General features: G+C 50.9%; 13 protein-coding genes, 3 tRNA genes and 1 pseudogene. 7 read left to right on the top strand and 10 right to left on the bottom strand.

Going from position 1 to position 17,933, the window contains the following annotated elements; genetic code table 11:
* Positions 1–135: 135 nt before the first annotated feature.
* The 9 genes from ACYVJQ_RS11090 to ACYVJQ_RS11050 all read right to left on the bottom strand — a co-directional run bounded on the left by ACYVJQ_RS11090 (position 136) and on the right by ACYVJQ_RS11050 (position 10,703).
* A complete protein-coding gene (locus ACYVJQ_RS11090; protein WP_460893140.1) occupies positions 136–1,356 on the bottom strand; it encodes a beta-ketoacyl synthase N-terminal-like domain-containing protein in 1,221 nt (406 codons plus the stop codon).
* Positions 1,357–1,388: 32 nt separating this feature from the next.
* Entirely contained in the window at positions 1,389–2,675 is a 1,287-nt protein-coding gene (gene bioA / locus ACYVJQ_RS11085) for an adenosylmethionine--8-amino-7-oxononanoate transaminase (RefSeq protein ID WP_460893139.1), read from the bottom strand.
* Complete coding sequence (gene bioD, locus ACYVJQ_RS11080; protein ID WP_460893138.1) at positions 2,668–3,318, bottom strand: dethiobiotin synthase; 651 nt, start codon at positions 3,316–3,318, stop codon at positions 2,668–2,670. Before bioD ends, bioA begins: the two co-directional genes overlap by 8 nt.
* The gene (locus tag ACYVJQ_RS11075) at positions 3,276–4,427 is read right to left on the bottom strand and encodes an aminotransferase class I/II-fold pyridoxal phosphate-dependent enzyme (RefSeq protein ID WP_460893137.1); all 1,152 of its coding nucleotides are present in this window, start codon (positions 4,425–4,427) and stop codon (positions 3,276–3,278) included. Before ACYVJQ_RS11075 ends, bioD begins: the two co-directional genes overlap by 43 nt.
* Positions 4,428–4,437: 10 nt before the next feature.
* Entirely contained in the window at positions 4,438–5,475 is a 1,038-nt protein-coding gene (bioB, locus tag ACYVJQ_RS11070; protein WP_460893136.1) for a biotin synthase BioB, read from the bottom strand.
* Between the two features lie 282 nt (positions 5,476–5,757).
* Positions 5,758–7,032: a toxin-antitoxin system YwqK family antitoxin gene (locus tag ACYVJQ_RS11065; protein WP_460893135.1), complete on the bottom strand. Its 1,275-nt coding sequence runs from the start codon at positions 7,030–7,032 to the stop codon at positions 5,758–5,760.
* A 122-nt stretch (positions 7,033–7,154) separates the two neighbouring features.
* Positions 7,155–8,339 (bottom strand): acetyl-CoA C-acyltransferase, encoded by a 1,185-nt coding sequence (locus tag ACYVJQ_RS11060; RefSeq protein ID WP_460893134.1) that lies wholly within the window; start codon positions 8,337–8,339, stop codon positions 7,155–7,157.
* A 484-nt stretch (positions 8,340–8,823) separates the two neighbouring features.
* Complete coding sequence (locus ACYVJQ_RS11055; RefSeq protein WP_460893133.1) at positions 8,824–9,738, bottom strand: tetratricopeptide repeat protein; 915 nt, start codon at positions 9,736–9,738, stop codon at positions 8,824–8,826.
* Positions 9,735–10,703, bottom strand: a complete 969-nt coding sequence (locus tag ACYVJQ_RS11050; RefSeq protein ID WP_460893132.1) for a vWA domain-containing protein — start codon at positions 10,701–10,703, stop codon at positions 9,735–9,737. The genes ACYVJQ_RS11055 and ACYVJQ_RS11050 overlap by 4 nt, the downstream gene beginning before the upstream one ends.
* A 284-nt stretch (positions 10,704–10,987) precedes the next feature.
* Here ACYVJQ_RS11050 and ACYVJQ_RS11045 point away from each other — a divergent pair.
* From ACYVJQ_RS11045 to ACYVJQ_RS11035, 3 genes are all read left to right on the top strand, one after another.
* Positions 10,988–11,075 (top strand) — tRNA-Ser (locus ACYVJQ_RS11045).
* A 113-nt stretch (positions 11,076–11,188) separates the two neighbouring features.
* Positions 11,189–11,262, top strand: a tRNA-Pro gene (locus ACYVJQ_RS11040).
* Between the two features lie 61 nt (positions 11,263–11,323).
* A tRNA-Arg gene (locus ACYVJQ_RS11035) sits at positions 11,324–11,397 on the top strand.
* A 115-nt stretch (positions 11,398–11,512) separates the two neighbouring features.
* Here the strand turns inward: ACYVJQ_RS11035 and ACYVJQ_RS11030 are convergent.
* Positions 11,513–11,902, bottom strand: a pseudogene (locus tag ACYVJQ_RS11030) (rhamnogalacturonan lyase family protein); the annotation flags it as partial.
* 290 nt (positions 11,903–12,192) lie between these two features.
* Here ACYVJQ_RS11030 and ACYVJQ_RS11025 point away from each other — a divergent pair.
* The 4 genes from ACYVJQ_RS11025 to ACYVJQ_RS11010 all read left to right on the top strand — a co-directional run bounded on the left by ACYVJQ_RS11025 (position 12,193) and on the right by ACYVJQ_RS11010 (position 17,709).
* Entirely contained in the window at positions 12,193–14,775 is a 2,583-nt protein-coding gene (locus ACYVJQ_RS11025) for a glycoside hydrolase family protein (RefSeq protein WP_460893131.1), read from the top strand.
* Between the two features lie 406 nt (positions 14,776–15,181).
* Positions 15,182–16,426: an alginate export family protein gene (locus ACYVJQ_RS11020; RefSeq protein ID WP_460893130.1), complete on the top strand. Its 1,245-nt coding sequence runs from the start codon at positions 15,182–15,184 to the stop codon at positions 16,424–16,426.
* Positions 16,427–16,583: 157 nt separating this feature from the next.
* Positions 16,584–17,297, top strand: coding sequence for a pseudouridine synthase (locus ACYVJQ_RS11015; RefSeq protein WP_460893129.1), 714 nt, complete (start codon positions 16,584–16,586; stop codon positions 17,295–17,297).
* Positions 17,298–17,475: 178 nt separating this feature from the next.
* Positions 17,476–17,709 carry a DUF2188 domain-containing protein gene (locus ACYVJQ_RS11010; RefSeq protein WP_460893128.1) on the top strand — a complete coding sequence of 78 codons (234 nt, stop codon included), beginning with the start codon at positions 17,476–17,478 and terminating at the stop codon, positions 17,707–17,709.
* Positions 17,710–17,933 lie beyond the last annotated feature (224 nt).

Genomic DNA, 17,933 nt, shown 5'->3' with positions numbered 1-17,933 from the left:
TGGCTCCCTTACCTTACCATTTTTACCCTGCACAAACTTCCCGTTCTGCTTGGTAAGGTAAAATACTACATGAAAATATTATAAAGCTTATAGAAAAGCAAACTTTTATATAAATATATTTATTTTAAATATAACTTATATTGTAAATTTTTGTAACAGGAGGGCAGAAGCATTCCCTCCAAAGCCTGCAGAAGAAATGATAGTATTATTTAGATGTAATAAATCTAAGGCAAAATTATTTTTTACTAAACTGGTAGAATTGGGGTAATGGGAAAGGTAGTCCAGAAAGTAAGCGGCACTGAGTCCGCCAGAGGCGCCCAAGGTATGGCCAATCTGGAGTTTGTTAGAATAGAGAGTTGGAAGTTCTGAGCCGAAAACTGAGTGGATAGCGGCAAGTTCAGCAGGATCGCCAGCCCTTGTGCCGGGGGCATGTACCACTATACTGTCAATTTGTGAAGGGACAAGGTTTGCCTGGTCCAGAGCATTCCGGAGGGCTTTTTGGAAATGTTGCCCATCTTGTGAAATGCCGGTTTTGGAAGGGCTCCGCTCAAAGCCCATGCCTACGGCGGCTACCGTAAAGAATTGGTCCTGGGGCAGGGCTTTCATTTCCTGTTCGGCCATCCGCTCCAGGGCAAACACAGCGGCCCCTTCGCCTAGGGTAAAGGTGTTGTGTCCCCCGGGGTTAAGCGGACGACAGGGGTTTTCATGGGCGGCAAACTTAGTGTAGATGCCAATGGCTTTCATCTGCGCCAGTGTGAAAGGGGTCAGCGGGGCTTCGGTGCCGCCCACCAGAAAGCGCTTGGCCATTCCTGCCCTCAGCCAGGCCACGCCATTGGCAAAGGCCTGCAAAGCGGTGCTGCAGGTAACCGAATGGCTCAGGACCGGGCCCGACGCGTTCAGATCATTGGCCACCCAGCTGGCCACATTGCCCAGAGTGGTGCTGGGGGAGGCGCTGGGCGAAAGGCGTTGCTCCGGATTCTGCAGGAATTCTTCATGGTACTGCTCAAACAAACCCGTGGCCCCACGGGAGGACCCAATGTTCACCCCAATGGGCACGTCTGGAGAAGAAGCCCACCCGGCCTGTGCCACTGCTTGCCGGGCGGCCACAATGGCCATAAGCACAGAGCGGTCCAGGGAGAAGTAAACGGGCTCTTCCTGTACCAGAGCCTGCAGGGCTGCTTCGCCGGAGGCAGAAAGAGGCGAAACGGGTATATCCAGGCCCAAATGCGGCAGAGTGGTAAAGGTGGTCTTTCCCGTGGCATAGGAAGCCTTGATCTCTGCCGGAGTACTTCCCAAGCCAGACAAAGAGCCCCAGCCCCTGATCACAATCCATTCCTTCTCCTGCGCTGCGTGCATTCCGTTTTAAGCCCGTTTTTGCAAAAGTACGCCTAAAACAGCTCTACCACCAAAAGCCGCATTTTCTCTATAACGGCATAGACCTGCTCTAACTGTGTTGCAGTAATACAATAAGGCGGCAAAACATAAATAATGTTACCCAGCGGCCGCAACAAAACCCCATGCTCCAGGGCCAGGTTATATAATTGGTCCCGCAGGTTATGGAAGTATGACGTTTCACCTATTTCAAATTCTATAGCCAGGATAGTACCTGTTTGCCGACAAGCTTTGATGCCAAGTTCACCTGTGATCTGCTTTGCAAAAGCCGAATGGGCAGCGCTGATGCGATCCAGGTTTTGGAGAAATTCATTAGGCTCCACCAAATCAAGGCTGGCAAGGGCGGCGGCACAGGCTATTGGGTTGGCGGTGTACGAGTGGCCATGGAACAGGGCCTGGGTTTTGTCCTGGCTTAAAAACGCGTTGTAGATAGGCAAAGCGCAAGTGGTTACGCCCAACGCCATGGTGCCACCGGTCAGGCCTTTAGAGAAACACATCAGGTCTGGTTGCTGGGTGAGATGATCCATGGAGAACCGTTTGCCGGTGCGGCCAAAGCCTGTCATGACCTCATCTGCGATGGTGATAATCTGGTGTTTCTGGCAGAGAGTCAGTAATTGGTCTAGAACTTTGGGCAAATACATGACCATGCCGGCGGTGCCCAGCACCAGAGGCTCAAAAATAAAAGCCGCTATCTCGCCGGTGGCGGCAATCTCTTCTAGACGCTGCAGGGCTTCCGCTTCTTTTCCGGGTACGGGCACGGGCAAAAACTCCACGTCAAACAGGTACTGCTGAAAGGGCCGGGTAAAGACAGAACGCTCACTCACCGACATCGCCCCGAAGGTGTCCCCGTGGTAACTTCCTTCCAAAGCAATGATCTTGGTTTTAGGTACTCCCTGGTTGTGCCAGTACTGTAACGCCATCTTTAGGGCGACCTCCACGGCAGTGGAGCCGTTGTCTGTATAGAAGACTTTGGCCTGGTTGGCGGGCAGCAAACGGAGCAGGCGCTCAGAAAGCTCCACGGCGGGCTCATGGGTAAAACCGGCAAAGATCACGTGCTCCAGCGTGCGCAATTGTTGGGCCACCCGCTCCGCTATATGGGGGTGCGCGTGCCCGTGAATGTTCACCCACCAGGAAGAAACGGCATCAATGTATTCCTCTCCATCCTCAGCGTAAAGCACAGTGCCTTCGCCCCGCACAATGCCAATGGGCGCCGGGGCGGTCTGCATTTGGGTATACGGGTGCCAGTTCACCAACTGGTCCCGCTCTGAAAGGCTCTTAAGCATGGGCGGCAAAATATTCTTTAAAGGTTTGGGCGTAGCGGGCCACGGTGGCTTTATCAAAAGTTGGCTCCTCCAAAATGGGGGGGAGGGCCGGCACCTGCGTGTACTGCAGAATAAAATCCTGGGTGGAAGGCGTAGGGTCGCCGTTGAAAATGAGGCCCGCCACAGGTATCTGTCGATTTTTCAAAACTTCCAGGGTAGTTAGGGAATGGTTAATGCTGCCCAAGTAGTTTCTGGAAACCACAATCACTTCTAGCTGAAGTTTCTGGATCAGGTCCAGTACCAACTCCCGCTCATTCAGGGGTACCATCACGCCACCAGCGCCTTCCACAATTAAATGGTTCTGAGTGGCCGGGGCCGAGATTTCGTCTAGTGATAACCGAACGCCTTCCTTTTCGGCTGCCAGGTGCGGGGAAGCTGGCAATTGTAACCGGCAGGCCTCAGGATGGAACACTGATTTTTGGTTAGAGACAAGCCCTTGCACCGTGTGGGTGTCGGTTTGGTCCAGGCTACCCACTTGAATTGGTTTCCAGTAATCAGCTGAAAGGGCCTCGGTGAGAATGGCGGCGGCAATGGTCTTACCTACGTCGGTGCCAATGCCGGTTACAAAATAACGCTTGGGCTGTATTGTTGGAGCAGATTGCATAAGTGTTGTACTTGGGCGTGGGTATTGAAGGCGTGCAGCACCAGGCGTAGCCGCTCTTTCCCGGCCGGGACCGTGGGGCTGAACACTGGCCTGGCTTCAAAACCTTCGGCCTGTAATTGAGAAGAAAGTTTCCGGAGTGCTAGTGGGTCTGCCAAGTGCCAGGCTTGTATAGGGCTGTTTTGAGCCTGTTTTTCTGAAAACGGCTCTGAAACGGAAAATTCCGGCAGGAGTGATTGATAGTAGGCAGCCAATTCCTGCACCTGCTTCCGCTCTGCGGATAACCCGGGCAGAAGCTTGTAGGCACATTTAATGGCAGCTAAAGATGCCAGCGGTAAAGCAGTGGTATAGATGAAGGGCCTACTGAAGTTCAACAGAAACTGCTGCAGATCCTTAGAACCCACTACCGCTGCCCCATGGCCGCCAATGGCTTTCCCAAAGGTCATGATGCGGGCAAATACCTGTTCCTCCAGACCCAGGGCCTGCACCAAACCTTCGCCGTTAGGGCCATACAGCCCATTGGAATGCGCCTCATCCACCACCAAGTACAAGCCTTGTTCCTGGCAGAGCGCCGCCAACTGTGCCAGAGGCGCGAAGTCCCCGTCCATAGAATAGAGAGATTCCACCGCCACGTAGACATCGCCCTGCGCGCGTTTAAGTTTGGCTTTTAAATCATCCAGATCATTGTGCCGGAAAGGGAAACTCTGCGCGAAGCTCAGCCGAATGCCGTCTTTAATGGAGGCATGGCTAGCTTCGTCATACAGGATGGTGTCACCGCGCTGGGGTACCGCTGAAAAGAAACCGCAATTTGCCGCGTAACCAGAGTTGAACAGCAAGGCTGCCTCCGTGGCATGGAAAGTGGCCAGGCTTTCTTCCAGTTCCAGCGCATAGGCGGTGTTGCCGCTCAGCAGCCGGGCTCCGGTAGCGCCGTGGGCAGGGTGGCTTTCCAGTTCCTGGGCGATCATGGCGGATAGCTTTTCAGAAGCGGCCAGCCCCAGGTAGTCATTGGAACTAAAGTCCACCAACCCGGAGACTGGTGGATATAGTTGTCTGAGGTTGCCTTTCTGCGCGCGGGATTCCAGTTGCCGGGACAGGCGTTCCGGGAATTTCATGGGCAGGTGCTTATTCAGCGGCCATGGTTACTGGAGCAGCTGCATCTTTGATGACTCCGCAGGAAGACTCCGTTTTGAAGGATTTGCGGGGCGTGAGGCCTAGCAGCTCAAACATCGCCTGGTCATCGGCGAAGCCAGGGTTTGGCGTAGTCAATAATTTCTCTCCAGAGAAGATGGAGTTGGCGCCGGCCAGGAAGCAAAGGGCCTGCTCGGTCACGGTCATTTCCTGACGACCCGCCGATAAACGAACCATGGTCTGTGGCATAAGAATACGGGCGGTAGCAATCATTCTGATCATTTCCCACACGCTTACCCGGGGCTGCTCTGCCAGGGGTGTGCCTTCTACCGGTACCAGCGCGTTCACGGGCACAGATTCTGGGTGCTGCGGCAGGTTGCTGAGCACGTGCAGCATGGCAATGCGGTCTTCGTTGGTTTCACCAAGGCCTATGATGCCGCCGCTGCACACAGAGATGCCAGCTTTGCGCACGTTCTCAATGGTGTTCAGACGGTCTCCGTAGGTGCGGGTGGTGATAATGTTGTTGTAGTTCTCTTCTGAGGTATCCAGGTTGTGGTTGTAGGCGAAAAGGCCGGCCTGCTTGAGGCGCTCGGCCTGGTACTCATTCACCATGCCCAGGGTACAGCACACTTCCAGGCCCATCTCGTTCACGCCTTCCACCATTTCCAACACACGGTCAAAGTCGCGGTTGTCGCGCACCTCGCGCCAGGCTGCGCCCATGCAGAAACGGGTAGAACCGCCGTCTTTGGCTTTCTGGGCGGCTTGCAACACTACCTCATTGCTGAGCAGCTTGTGCACAGGCACGTCTGTGTGGTAACGGGCGGCCTGCGGGCAATAGGCGCAATCCTCGGGGCAACCGCCTGTTTTCACAGACAGTAAGGTACATACCTGCACTTCGCCGGTAGCCTGAAACTGCTTGTGTACCTGCGCTGCCTCTACAATGAGTTCCAGCACGGGTTTATAGTAGATGGCGCGAATTTCATCCAGGGTCCAGTCGGTGCGGGGAGTGGAGGTGGTAAGAGCGTCCGTCATAGTCTTTTTAATCTAGTTTAGAAGACCAAAGTACGGCGGAAAAAGGAATAGGAGAAATTTTTTTACTGCAACTGCTAACAGGTGTTAGCCTGGTTTAGGCTTGTTTTCTGAAAAACAGGCTGTAAACGGATTTTTGGACGGGTGATCCCTTGGAGGTTGCCCCTATACGAGTGCATCGAAAAAGGGAAACCACAAGGGATTGCCCTTAAAATTTGGAAAGCCTTTGATAAATTGGTTTTGGGCCTGTTTTTTGAAAAACAGGCCCAAAACAGAGAATAATCGCTATTTCTTTCCGGTTACTACCTGGCCGTTGCGGTATTCCACCGATTTCACTTCCTTGCCGTTCTGGTTAAAGTATTTCCAGGTGCCGGTCTCGCGGTTGTTTCTGAAGGTGCCGGCCATTTCGGTTTTACCGTTCTCGTAAAGTTGTTTAAAAGTGCCGTAGCGTAGGCCGTCCTTGTAGAGGGTTTCTGACTTCACCTTGCCCGACGGGAAGTAGGTAATGAGGGTGCTAGTGATCTTACCATTCAGGTAGGTGGCTTTGGATTCTACCTGGCCGTTATCATGATAAGTGAGGCGCTCGCCGTTGATTTTTCCGTTTTTGTAAGGCTCAGAAACTTTTAGCTGCTTGTTTTCATAGAATTGCTGCCAAGTGCCTACAGGTTTATTTTCCTTAAATTCTTCCTGCGCGGCGACGGCCCCAGATGGATAGTAACGGGTGATTTTCCGGTCCCTCTCGGCATTGCTGTAGCGTATTTCCTGCTGGAGTTTTCCATTCTCGTCAAAAGATTGGGCCAGGCCTGTGCGAATGCCTTTGCTGTAAGTTAAGGTGCTCTTCTTGTTCCCGTTTTCATAATAAGCCACGGAAGGCCCTTCCGGCTTGCCAGCCAGAACGCCTCCCTCGGTCATCAGTTTGCCGGACCGGTAATAGGTTTTGTGCTTAGCGGGTTTGGTGGGGCCCTGGCTTAATGTTTCGGTCTCTAATTGGCCATTGTCATAATAGGTTTTGAAGTCGCCTTCCAGCATGCCGTTGCGGTAATTGGCTTCGGTTTGTTTCTGACCATTGCCATGGAACGTGCGGGTGAGGCCGTTCTGGGACTTACGGGCGTATGTGATCTCAGACTTCAACTTGCCATCCGGGAAATATTCTTTCATCACGCCTTCGGGGAAGCCGTTTACAAAAGTGGTTTCCTGCTTCAGTTGGCCGTTTTCATAATAGCTTTTGAAGGTTCCGTTTTGTAGGTCATTGACATACGTGCCTTCCTGCAGTTTTTTGCCGTTGGGGTAAATGGCCTGGAAAAGGCCGTTCTTCTTGCCGTCTTTGTAAGGCACCGTCAATTTGGCTTTGCCATTGGGGAAAAACTCGGTGTAGATGCTGTCCCGTTTGCCGTCTACCACTTTCACCATGGCCTCTAAAGGACCCGAGGGGTAGAATTTGCGGTAGTACCCATGAATGACCGTATCTGGCTTTACCTTTATAAAGTAGATTTCCTTGATGGCGGTCTGGAGGGAGTCATGGTAGGTAACCACCCGCGTCTGGGCTTTGCTTTCTTTCAAGAAAGCAAGGTTTAAGAGCAAGAGGGCAAAGAGAAACAAAGTCCTTTTCATGGGTGCAAAACAATAAAAAAAGCCTAACTATTAACGTAAGGCTTTCTTAAATTAGTATAGTTTTAGGGAGATTACATGGCCTCCAATACAATAGCCGAGGCACCGCCACCGCCATTGCAAATGCCTGTCACCCCAATCTTACCGTTCTTTTTGTGCAACACGTTAATCAAGGTAGTCACAATGCGAGCACCTGAAGCTCCCAGCGGATGACCTAAGGAAACGGCCCCGCCGTACACATTCACGTTTCTGCCTTCTAGACCCAATTTCTGGTTATTGGCCAGGGAAACCACTGAGAACGCTTCATTGATTTCATAGAAATCTACGTCGGCGGCCTGTACTCCGGCAGCTTTCAGGGCCTTAGGAATAGCCAATGATGGGGTGGTCGTGAACCATTTCGGCTCCTGCTCAGCATCGGCGAAGCCCAGAATTTTGGCAATTGGTTTCAGGCCCAATTCTTCGGCTTTCTCTTTGCTCATTAGCAGGATGGCGGCGGCCCCGTCATTTAGAGTGGAAGCGTTGGCAGCAGTCACGGTTCCTTCTTTGTCAAATACGGGGCGCAGGCCGGGTATTTTGTCAAAGTTCACTTTGCTGAATTCTTCGTCCTCAGAAACCACAATCGGGTCTTTGCCGCGCTGCGGAATTTCTACCGGAATGATCTCGTCTTTGGTGAAGCCTTGTTTGGCCGCATCAGCTGCTTTTTTGTAGGAGTTGATGGCGTATTCATCCTGCATCTCGCGGGTGATGCCCATTTCACGGGCCGTATTCTCAGCGGCACTGCCCATGTGGTAATCATTGTAGACATCCCAGAGACCGTCTTTGATTAAGCCGTCAATCATCTGGCCGTGGCCCATCTTCGCCCCGAAACGCGCTTTATCTAAATAGTAGGGCACATTAGACATGCTTTCCATGCCACCAGCTACTATCACGTCTTTATGACCCAACATAATAGCCTGCGCGGCGAACATGATGGCCTTGGACCCTGAAGCGCATACTTTATTGATGGTGGTACATTCCACCTCATAGCCCAAACCAGCACCAATGGCCGCCTGACGCGCCGGGGCTTGCCCTACGTTAGCCGACAATACATTGCCCATGATCACTTCCTGCACCAGGTTCTTGTCAATGCCTGCTTTTTCAACAGCGCCTTTAATGGCTATGGCTCCTAATTGAGTAGCCGTAAGGCTGGCCAAAGCGCCACCAAAACTGCCAATGGGAGTACGAACCGCCGAAATGACATAAACTTCTTTTGTTTGCATATAAGTAGTGTTTTCTAAGATGATGGTCTGAAATTACCAGTTTCCGGTTTAAAAACCAAACGCTTGTTAGGTTGTAGGGTTTTGCGATGAGTAAGGTTACTAAAGGATTAGGAAAAGGCAATAGGGTTGATACTTAAATGAATTGGAATTGGTTTTGGGGTAAGTGGCAATTGGCCTTTGGGTTAAAATGTGGTTCCCTATTTTGAGCCTATTTTTCTTAAAACAGCCTCAAAACGGGTAAGGCATAATTTCATGATTACTGAGGAAGAAGGTTTAGAACGCGTGGGGAAGGTTTATTGATAGTTTAAGCTTTCAACTTAAAAATGGGATCACAATCATCTCCAACCCCTGCTAAAGGAATACGAAATGCCTTGGGTGAGGCCAAGACCTCAGGGAAGTTGGAAACTTCCCGAATGGTGGGTCCAAGTTGGAAACTTGAACCAGGGAGTGCATACATCCCAGGAAAAACAGCCACTGCTTTTCCTTACCAATCTGGCAAATTCTTATCCCGTTTACCGGTGGATTTGCGGGGAAGTTGTTGGAGGTATTGGGCTTCTTCCTGGCGCATGGCGTCAAGTAACTGGCGTGCTTTTTCAGGGCTTAGTTGAAGCTTCTTTAGGCGGTCAAAGCGTGTTTGCAGCTGGGCATCACTTGCTTGGGCCTCCTGACTGCTTCTCTGGTTGCCGGAACCAGAAGAAGGTTGGGAACTTTCTGTGTTGGATTGTCCCTGATTCTGGCCTGGGGAGTCGCCTCTTTCCTGCCGTTGGTTTTCGCCTGTTGGACCGGACTCTGAATTGGTGCCGCCGGCGTTGGTTCCGCCTGAGCCTCCTGCTTTAGAGGGGCCATCCTTTCCGGCAGAGGAAGATCCCTCAGAATCAGACTTACGAGCCCCCCCTTGAGCACGTTCGGGAGACTTTGTTCTGGGGGGAGGAGGCGGAAGCTGCCGCTTCTCTGGGTGAAGAAGCAGGTATTTCTGCAGCAATTCATAGTTGTAGCGTGCCGCCTGATTGGTTTCATCGGTGGTCATGGCTTGCTTGCAGTAGGCCAGAGCCCGGGTAAAGTTTCCCTCTTCCACCTCAATGGCGGCCAGCTGGGTTGCTACCATAGACTGTAGCCTGGGATTGGGGCTTTTCATAAGGGACCGGTAAATGGGGGAGGCGCGGCTATAGTCATGTAACTGAAAATAGGAGTGGGCCAGGTTAATCTGTACGGATGTGGTGGGTACTGAATTCCCTTCGGTTTGCCGCACCCGTTCATAGAGAAAAGCCGCTTGTCTATAGTCCTTTTGTCCGTAGGCTATCCCTGCTTGTTGGGCATACTGGTTTCTAAGCGCAATGCGCTGGAGTCCCTGCCAGGGTGAAAAAGCCAGAAAAAGGCAGGTTAACAGGCAGTACTTCATATTCTAAGCACCTGTAGCGTCCATAATACATCTAGCGCGATAAGGAGGAGGGCGGCTAGCAAAGGGTAAAGGTATTTATTGGCCGCCACTTCCATCACCTTAGTCTGGCGCAATTCGCTTTCTACAGCGTTTACGGCGCTTAGCAGGCGGGGCATTTCATTAATGTTCTGGGTTATCTCAAAATAGTCACCGTTGGTTCTGGTGGCAATGTCTTTCAGGGTTTCCGGCTCTAACCGGGTAATGATGGGAGAGCCGTCCTTTTGCTTTTTGAAGCTGCGCCCCTCTGGGATTTTCCCTCCGTGATACGTTCCAATGCCCACGCAGAATACCCTGATACCTTGGTTGCGGAGGCCATTGGCGGCGGTTTGCAGGTTTTCGCCAAAGGTTTCGCCGTCAGAGAAGATGACCAGAATCTTAGTCCTTTCGGTGTCCCGGCTTTCGGCGGTTTCTTTGAATTTTTGCAGAGCTAATTCTAGGGTAGGCTTCAGCTGGGCAGCCTCTGGGGTAGCCAAACCGGTCCTGAGTGATTGCATGTACAGTTCCAGCGCGCTCTGGTCATAGGTCAACGGGCTGATGACAAAGGCTTCTGAGGTAAAGCCCAGTAGCCCTACGCGGTCGGCGTTGGTGTTTTTAATGAAGTCGCGGAGTTCCAGTTTTACCTTCTGTAAACGAGAGGGAGGAACGTCAATGGCTTTCATAGAGGCAGAAAGGTCTACCGCCACAAATACATCTTTGCCGTTGGTTCTTATTTCCTTGGTCATGGCCCCGAAGGAGGGACCCAGCAAAGCTACTACCAGTAGGACCATGTAAAGGCTCCGGATAATGGCTTTCACCCAAACAGTATTGGCCTTTTGGTTGAACTGGTGGGCCAGGTTTTTAATCCTGAACAGATACCCGCCATAAAGCACCACAAACAGGAGCAGGAAAAAAAACTCCATGGAGGTAAAGGGAAGGTACCAATTCATAGACGAAGCCGCAGGCGCTAAAAGGGTTTGGCTGGCAAGTTAAAAAGAATGAACCAAATGAAAGGTAACAGGCCAAAAAGCAAATTCTGGCCATTTTACCCTGCCAATGCCTGTAAAACGGCAGAAAGGAAAATTAATTTCAAAAAATATATCCTTCTAAGCGATTGGAAAAGAGCAGGATGATGGAATAGGGGAGAAGACGAGGGAATTTTTTTGTAGGAGGCTTTGGTAATCTCGTTGCCATTGGTCTATATTTGCACACTCTTTAACCGAAAGAGCAACCCGGAGAGATGGGTGAGTGGCTGAAACCAGCAGTTTGCTAAACTGCCGTACCTCTAAAGGGTACCGGGGGTTCGAATCCCCCTCTCTCCGCGAAATATTCTTGAAAATTTAGTTTGGAAAGAAGATTTCAATTCATATCTTTGCACCGCAATTACCCAGAAGGTTAGGGTTTGGTAAGTTGGTTACTTGGTAATTGCAGGACTCGGGGTGTAGCGTAGCCCGGTATCGCGCCACATTTGGGATGTGGAGGTCGTAGGTTCGAATCCTGCCACCCCGACGAAAAAAGATGAGTAATGTTGGATGTACAGACATTCTCCATTACTCATTTTTGTTTCGATGGTCTCATAGCTCAGCTGGATAGAGCAACTGCCTTCTAAGCAGTAGGTCTTTGGTTCGAATCCAAATGGGATCACAAAACCGGTTTAGCCCCTAGATGTTTATTCATCTAGGGGCTAATTTTTTGCCCATCTGGCCCGTAAACGCGGTTTTTGTGCTTTCCTACCTTTTCTCTGTTTCTTTTGCCCTTTCTATTTCCACGCCTCCTTTTTCGCCCCCCGGGTTAAACTCTTCCCTTTTACAGGTACCACTATCTTAGGTTTAGGAACGTGCTTCATATCCTCTCCCAAGTAAAAGCTTAAATGGGGCGGCTGGTTATAAGCCACATTCTGCCAGGCAATACTGAGTCGGTACTGCGGGTCATGCATGAGGGTGTAGAGTCGGTGATGGGTAGGAATTGCGGTGGTGTGCACCCTTAGTTCAGAAGTACCCGCGCTTAAAATGAATTCCTCCCGCCAATCCCCGAAAAGGTCTGCGGTTACTTTTGGATAGCCTCTGGCAAAGCCCCTTTCATTGCTAGCCGTGAAAATAGGTCCGCCTTTGTACTTACTGATTTTACCGCCACTCAGCAATTCGCGGGTAAAATCAGCATCCTACCAGAGAAGCCAGGAGGATGCAGGAGAGGGGCCAATCTTTTCTCCTTTCATAGAAAACAATCCCTCAGAACCCGACCACCACCTCTCAGCACCTTTGTTATGCGGGTCTTCTTATTGCAATGTTAGTTAAGGGAACCAAGTCATGAAACCAACAGGCGCTTTTAAAAGGAAAGAGTTATTGGTATTACCCAAAGGAGTATAGTAGGGGAACGAATCCAATCCTTCGTACTTTTGCTCCAACCCCTGGCGTAACATAAATATCAATGCCCAATCCTATGAAAAAGACCGCCTTTCTAAATATCATCCTCTGTTTATTAGCCTTCATGTGCTTTGGCTTCAGCGAAGTACTAGCCCAAACCAAACCAACTGATGAGGCAGAGTTGGTATATATAGACGCCAAAGGCATTCTGCGCTGGAAGAAGAACAACCAGGAGGCGGCCTTTTTCGGGGTGAATTACACGGTGCCCTTTGCCTATGGTTACCGGTCTGTGAAGGCGCGGGGAATGGATCTGGAAAAGGCCATCGACCAAGACGTGTACCATCTGGCCCGGTTAGGACTTGACGCATTTAGGGTGCACATATGGGACACCGAGATTTCTGATACCTTGGGCAACCTGCTGGAAAACGAGCACCTGCGACTTTTCGATTACCTGGTCTATAAACTCAAGCAACGCAACATCAGAATCATGCTTACGCCCATTGCCTTTTGGGGCAACGGCTATCCCGAAAAAGATGAGGCCACCCCCGGGTTCTCGCACCTGTATGGCAAAAAGCGGGCGCTGGTGGAGGAGAAAGCTTTTGTGGCCCAGGAGAATTATCTCCGGCAATTCCTGAACCACGTAAATCCATACACCAAACTTACTTATGGGGCAGACGCTAACATCATAGCGGCCGAAGTCAACAATGAGCCCCAGCACTCTGGTCCCAAAGCCCGCACCACTGAGTATGTGAACCGCATGGTGGCGGCCATCAGGGCCACGGGCTGGACCAAACCTGTCTATTACAACATCAGTGAATCACCTACCTACGCAGATGCCGTGGCCAAGGCCCAGGTGGACGGCGTTAGTTTTCAGTGGTACCCCACTGGGTTGGTGGCCAACCATACGCTGCAAGGCAATTACCTGCCGCACGTAGACCGGTACCATATCCCTTTTGACACTATTCCGGCATTTAAGAACAAGGCCCTGATGGTGTATGAGTTTGATGCCGGCGATGTGCTTGGGTCATACATGTATCCTGCTATGGCGAAGAGTTTCCGGCAGGCGGGCTTTCAGTGGGCCACCCAATTCGCCTATGACCCGCTGGCTACCGCCTACGCGAACACTGAGTACCAGACGCACTACCTGAATCTGGCTTATACCCCATCCAAAGCTATTAGCCTGCTAATCGCCGCCAAAGCCTTCCATGCGTTGCCTTTGCGCAAAAATTTTGGCAGCTACCCGGCAGACAGTGTCTTTGGGGCTTTCAGGGTAAGTCACGCCGCTAATTTGAGCGAGATGAATACTGCGCAGGCCTTTTATTACTCCAATAACACCAATACACAACCCATAAATACCCGCAAGCTCACCCAAGTGGCGGGCGTGGGCAGCTCCTCGGTGGTTCGCTACACCGGCACCGGGGCCTACTTCCTTGACAAGCTGGACAAGGACGTGTGGCGCCTGGAGGTAATGCCCGACGCCGTGCAGATAAGAGATCCCTTCGCAAAGGCATCTCCCAGCAAGGAAGTAACCCGCATCCAATGGCAGGTCCAGACCCTGCAGATTACTCTCCCAGACCTGGGGAATACCTTTACTGTTTGGGGCGTAAATGAGGGCAACCAGTCAAAAGGCCAGGCCAAAGCCGGAAGCTTTCAGGTGAAGCCAGGCACTTACCTGCTCTCCAAAAAATCGAAAACCAATTGGTCCGGCGACCAAAGCTTTCTGAATTTGCAGGTTAAGGAATTTGTGGCGCCGCCGCCTTTTGACCAATCTGTGTATGTGCAGCATGAGCCTGTGGCCGAGGTATCTTCTGAAAAACCTTTTTCTATTCAGGCGCAGGTGGTGGGTGTTACTTCAGGGGCAAAAGTAACCCTACAGGCCCAAAACCAGGCGGGCGTTTTTAAGACCATTTCTATGGAACGGGAAAACGCCTATCACTACACTGCCCAACTTCCGGCAGACCTGCTCACGCCTGGCGTGGTCAACTACCGCATTATGGTGCAGGATGCTGGCAAGCACGTGACGTATCCGGGTGGGGTGGAAGGTGATCCCTGGGCCTGGGACTATTACCGCATAGATTCTTACCAGCTATGGGTAGCGGCTGAAAAGGGCCAACTCATTCTTTTTAACCCTACCCAAGACCGGTCCATTCAGGTTTTCCCCAACCTATGGCGAAGTGATGAGCGCCAATTGATTACCGGCCAGAGAGCCGGCCAGTTAATGCTGCGTTTAACGGCCAAAGAATTACCCAATGAAGGCACGTTTGGGTTCCAGCAGAGTTTGTTAGCCCACCTGAAAGGCCGGCAATCAGAGTTAGAAGCTTTTGACAAACTGGTGGTGCGCCTCCGAACCTCTAAGGCGGTGCCGGTAACCGTGGCCTTGGTCAATACAAAGGCGGCTGCTTTTTCGGCTACCGTACCTGCAGGTACTACCTTGCAGGATATAGAGATTCCCCTGAACACGTTGCGGCCCGGACGGTTTATGTTGCTGCCGCGCCCTTACCCGGGCTTTCACCCGTTCTGGTTCCAGACGGATAAGCCGGGCGCGTTTTCCCTCCAGGACCTGGACAAGCTCCAGATCTTCCTGTCGGAAGGCGCTGCTGCTACCGGCCCTATTACCTTGGAGGTAGAGGCTGTCTGGTTAGAGAAGAAAAAACCGTAAATTATAAGGTAGCTGTTTTGGGCATGTTTTTTGAAAAACGTGCCCAAAACAGCTACTTCCAGGCCAAGGCATTTCATTAAAGGAAGGAGGCGTTTTTTGGGTACTTATTGAATATTAGCAACTTAAAAAGTAAGATGATTTTGCCTGAAAAATAACCTGGGCAAATACCACCAAGCAATAACTAAACGCATTACCTTGAGGCCCTGTAGAAGCACCAACGCTTTATAGCTGCCAAAGACCGGCAACCCCTGGCCGGCCAGAAAACTGTACCCGCTGTAACCATGCCATTGGCGGGAAAGGAAGAAAAAGACGACTAATTAGCGCGAAGGCTTTTCTTACTACCAAGTATTAGAATTCCTTTCTTATGACAGCCGTTTCCTTTCCCAAAACCCTCCTGCTAACTGTGGTGTTAGCGTTTTCTGTTAGTCAAGCAATTGCCCAGTTCTCCCTTTCCGCAGAAATAAGGCCCCGGGCCGAACTCAGGAACGGCTTTAAAACCCTGAATGGCAAAAAAGATGACCCCGCGTTTTTTGTGGAGCAGCGCTCCCGCCTCAATGCCCAGTTCCAGAAAGAAAAGATCCGGCTAAAACTCTCCTTGCAAGATGTGCGGGTATGGGGAAGCACCAACCAGGTCTATAAATCTGATCCCAGCTTGTTTAATGTCTATGAAGCCTACGGCGATTACCTGTTTACGCCCCAGTTGGCCGTTCGCGTAGGTAGGCAGGAGTTGGACTATGACAACGCCCGTTTCCTTGGCAATCTGGACTGGGCCCAGCAGGGCAGAAGCCATGACGCCATCCGGTTCATGTTCACAGACAGTTCGGGGTTTTCGGCGCACGCCGGGGCCGGATTTAACCAGTCAGTGCCTTCAGAACCTACCAAGTTATTTGACACCTATTACGGCGGCCTGGACAATTACAAAACCATGCTATACGTGTGGCTGCACCAAGACTGGTCCCAAAGTAAATTATCCCTGCTGGTATTCAATGACGGCCGTCAGAAGCCTGACAGTACGGTGGCCTACCGGCAAACTTACGGGCTGGTGGGAGATACCAAGCTGGGGCCGGTTAAACTGGGAGGAGAGTTCTATTTCCAGGGCGGGCAGGACGTGCCGGGTAAAAAAGTGAGGGCTTTTCTGGCGGCAGCCAACCTTACCGTAGTCACTCCAGTCACACCCATAACCATAGGCGTAGACTACCTGTCTGGTACAGGCCGTACCGATTCTAAAAACAAAAGCTTTGTGCCCCTGTATGGTACCAACCACGGGTTTTACGGGTTCATGGATTATTTCTACGTGGGCAACAACCACGGGCAGGAAGGCCGCAACACCGGGCTAGTAGATTACTACCTGAAAACCAATTTCAAGACCGGTACCAACAATGCGCTGCTGGTGCATTTGCACCATTTCGCCTCACCGGTACGGGTATATGAGCCTGGCGTAGAGAACCGCCAGCTGGGCGCAAGGCTAGGACAGGAAATTGACCTGATCTTCACCCAAAACCTGAGCCCTGACTTCAATGTGAAATTGGGCTACTCCCAGTTGTTTGAAACCCGCACCCTGGAAGTAATTAAAAACAAGCAGAGCAGCGGTCTTAACCAATGGGCCTGGCTTATGGTTACTTTCAAGCCTGTGCTGTATAAAAGTGAGTAATTTCTATTTCGGGCCTGTTTTCATAAAAACAGGCCCGAAATAGAAATCAGATTAAAATGAATAGGACGGAAGGGCATAGTTTCATTAAATGACCAAGCCGAAGTGACCGCGATAGGTTACATTTGCGGGCCCAAATCTGTCTATTTCTTATCGTCGCATGAAAGCTCTTACCTCTTCGCTTCAGCATTTTGTGGTTCAGAAAGGGAGGTTGTCCAACAAGGAGGCGTTGCAGCGTATTTTGTTGGGACGCGTTCTGGTAAACGGGCAAAAGGGACAGGTATCCCAACCGCTATTGCCGCAAGATGAGGTGACCTTAGATGGCGTTGTGCTTAAGCAACCGCAGGAATTCACCTATCAGGTATATTACAAGCCCCGAGGCGTAGAGTCAACGCTTAACCCTTCCATCCAGGACAATCTAATCCAGGCCCTTTCGCTGAACCAACGCCTTTTTCCGGTAGGCCGGTTAGATAAGGAGTCTGAGGGCCTGCTGTTGCTCACCAATGATGGACAGATTTATGACCGCATCATTCATGCGCAGAGCCATCAGGAAAAGGAATATGTGGTTACGGTAGATAAGCCTTTAACCCCGGAAGCCCTGGCCCAATTAGCCTCTGGCATTGTGATCATGGGTCAGAAAACCCGGCCTGCCCAGGTAAAAGGGATAGACGAAAACCAATTCAGCATTATTCTTACCCAGGGTCTAAACCGGCAAATCAGACGCATGTGTTATATACTAGGATATGAGGTGCTACAATTGGTGCGTATCCGCTTGGTGACCCTGCGCCTAGGAGACTTACAGCCCGGCGAATACCGTGAGGTAAGTGAAGAAGAACTAAGCCAGCTTCGGCAACAAATAAACCCAGCTGAATAGCGCATAGAAGATATACCCAAGTTTCAAGGCACGTATGGGCGGCATTTGATTTCAGGCTTCTTCTCTGAATACTCTCATTTTGGGCAAGGCCGAAAAAGGGGTTTTTGCGATCATAAGAATGCAACATTAGCGGGTTACTGGCAGTAAATTACCAGAAACCATTAAACCTCAAATTCTTATGGCTGACAGAAAGATATATCACGTGAATAAAACCGATGATGGTTGGGAAGGAAAACTGGAAGGCGGACAAAGAGCGTCTATCACGGGTTCTACCAAAACGGAAGTTGTGAGCAAGACTATTGAACTGGCCAAAAACCAGGAAAAGAGCTCGGTTATCATCCATACCAAAGACGGGAAAATTGAAGAAGAGCGTACCTTCCCCAGGGCCTCAGATCCCAAAACCAAAGGCTAAGAAAAACTGATTTCCCCGAATCCCTGCCCGGTGGTAAAGCTTTGCTGTAAGGTGAAGCTTTACCACCGGGCAGGGATTTTTTTGCCTATCAAACAAATTCGGCTATTCTAGAATTCGCGGTATTTCTACCGTTCCTTAAGGAAAAGAGGTGGCTTTAGGTCTTTAAACCCTGAACCAAAATCACCGCTGGCTCTGGCAAAAGTCATTTTCCGGGCGCATGGTTC

The organism is Rufibacter soli (genome assembly GCF_054781795.1).
Note: the sequence above shows the minus strand (reverse complement) of the source record. Positions and strands in the feature narration are given on the sequence as shown.

Coding starts and splice junctions, on each gene's coding strand:
- bioB (WP_460893136.1), bottom strand. CDS start 5,475: ATGACGGACGCTCTTACCACCTCCACTCCCCGCACCGACTGGACCCTG.
- ACYVJQ_RS11025 (WP_460893131.1), top strand. CDS start 12,193: ATGAAAAAGACCGCCTTTCTAAATATCATCCTCTGTTTATTAGCCTTC.
- ACYVJQ_RS11010 (WP_460893128.1), top strand. CDS start 17,476: ATGGCTGACAGAAAGATATATCACGTGAATAAAACCGATGATGGTTGG.
- ACYVJQ_RS11075 (WP_460893137.1), bottom strand. CDS start 4,427: ATGAAATTCCCGGAACGCCTGTCCCGGCAACTGGAATCCCGCGCGCAG.
- bioD (WP_460893138.1), bottom strand. CDS start 3,318: ATGCAATCTGCTCCAACAATACAGCCCAAGCGTTATTTTGTAACCGGC.
- ACYVJQ_RS11090 (WP_460893140.1), bottom strand. CDS start 1,356: ATGCACGCAGCGCAGGAGAAGGAATGGATTGTGATCAGGGGCTGGGGC.
- ACYVJQ_RS11055 (WP_460893133.1), bottom strand. CDS start 9,738: ATGAAGTACTGCCTGTTAACCTGCCTTTTTCTGGCTTTTTCACCCTGG.
- ACYVJQ_RS11050 (WP_460893132.1), bottom strand. CDS start 10,703: ATGAATTGGTACCTTCCCTTTACCTCCATGGAGTTTTTTTTCCTGCTC.
- ACYVJQ_RS11060 (WP_460893134.1), bottom strand. CDS start 8,339: ATGCAAACAAAAGAAGTTTATGTCATTTCGGCGGTTCGTACTCCCATT.
- ACYVJQ_RS11015 (WP_460893129.1), top strand. CDS start 16,584: ATGAAAGCTCTTACCTCTTCGCTTCAGCATTTTGTGGTTCAGAAAGGG.
- bioA (WP_460893139.1), bottom strand. CDS start 2,675: ATGCTTAAGAGCCTTTCAGAGCGGGACCAGTTGGTGAACTGGCACCCG.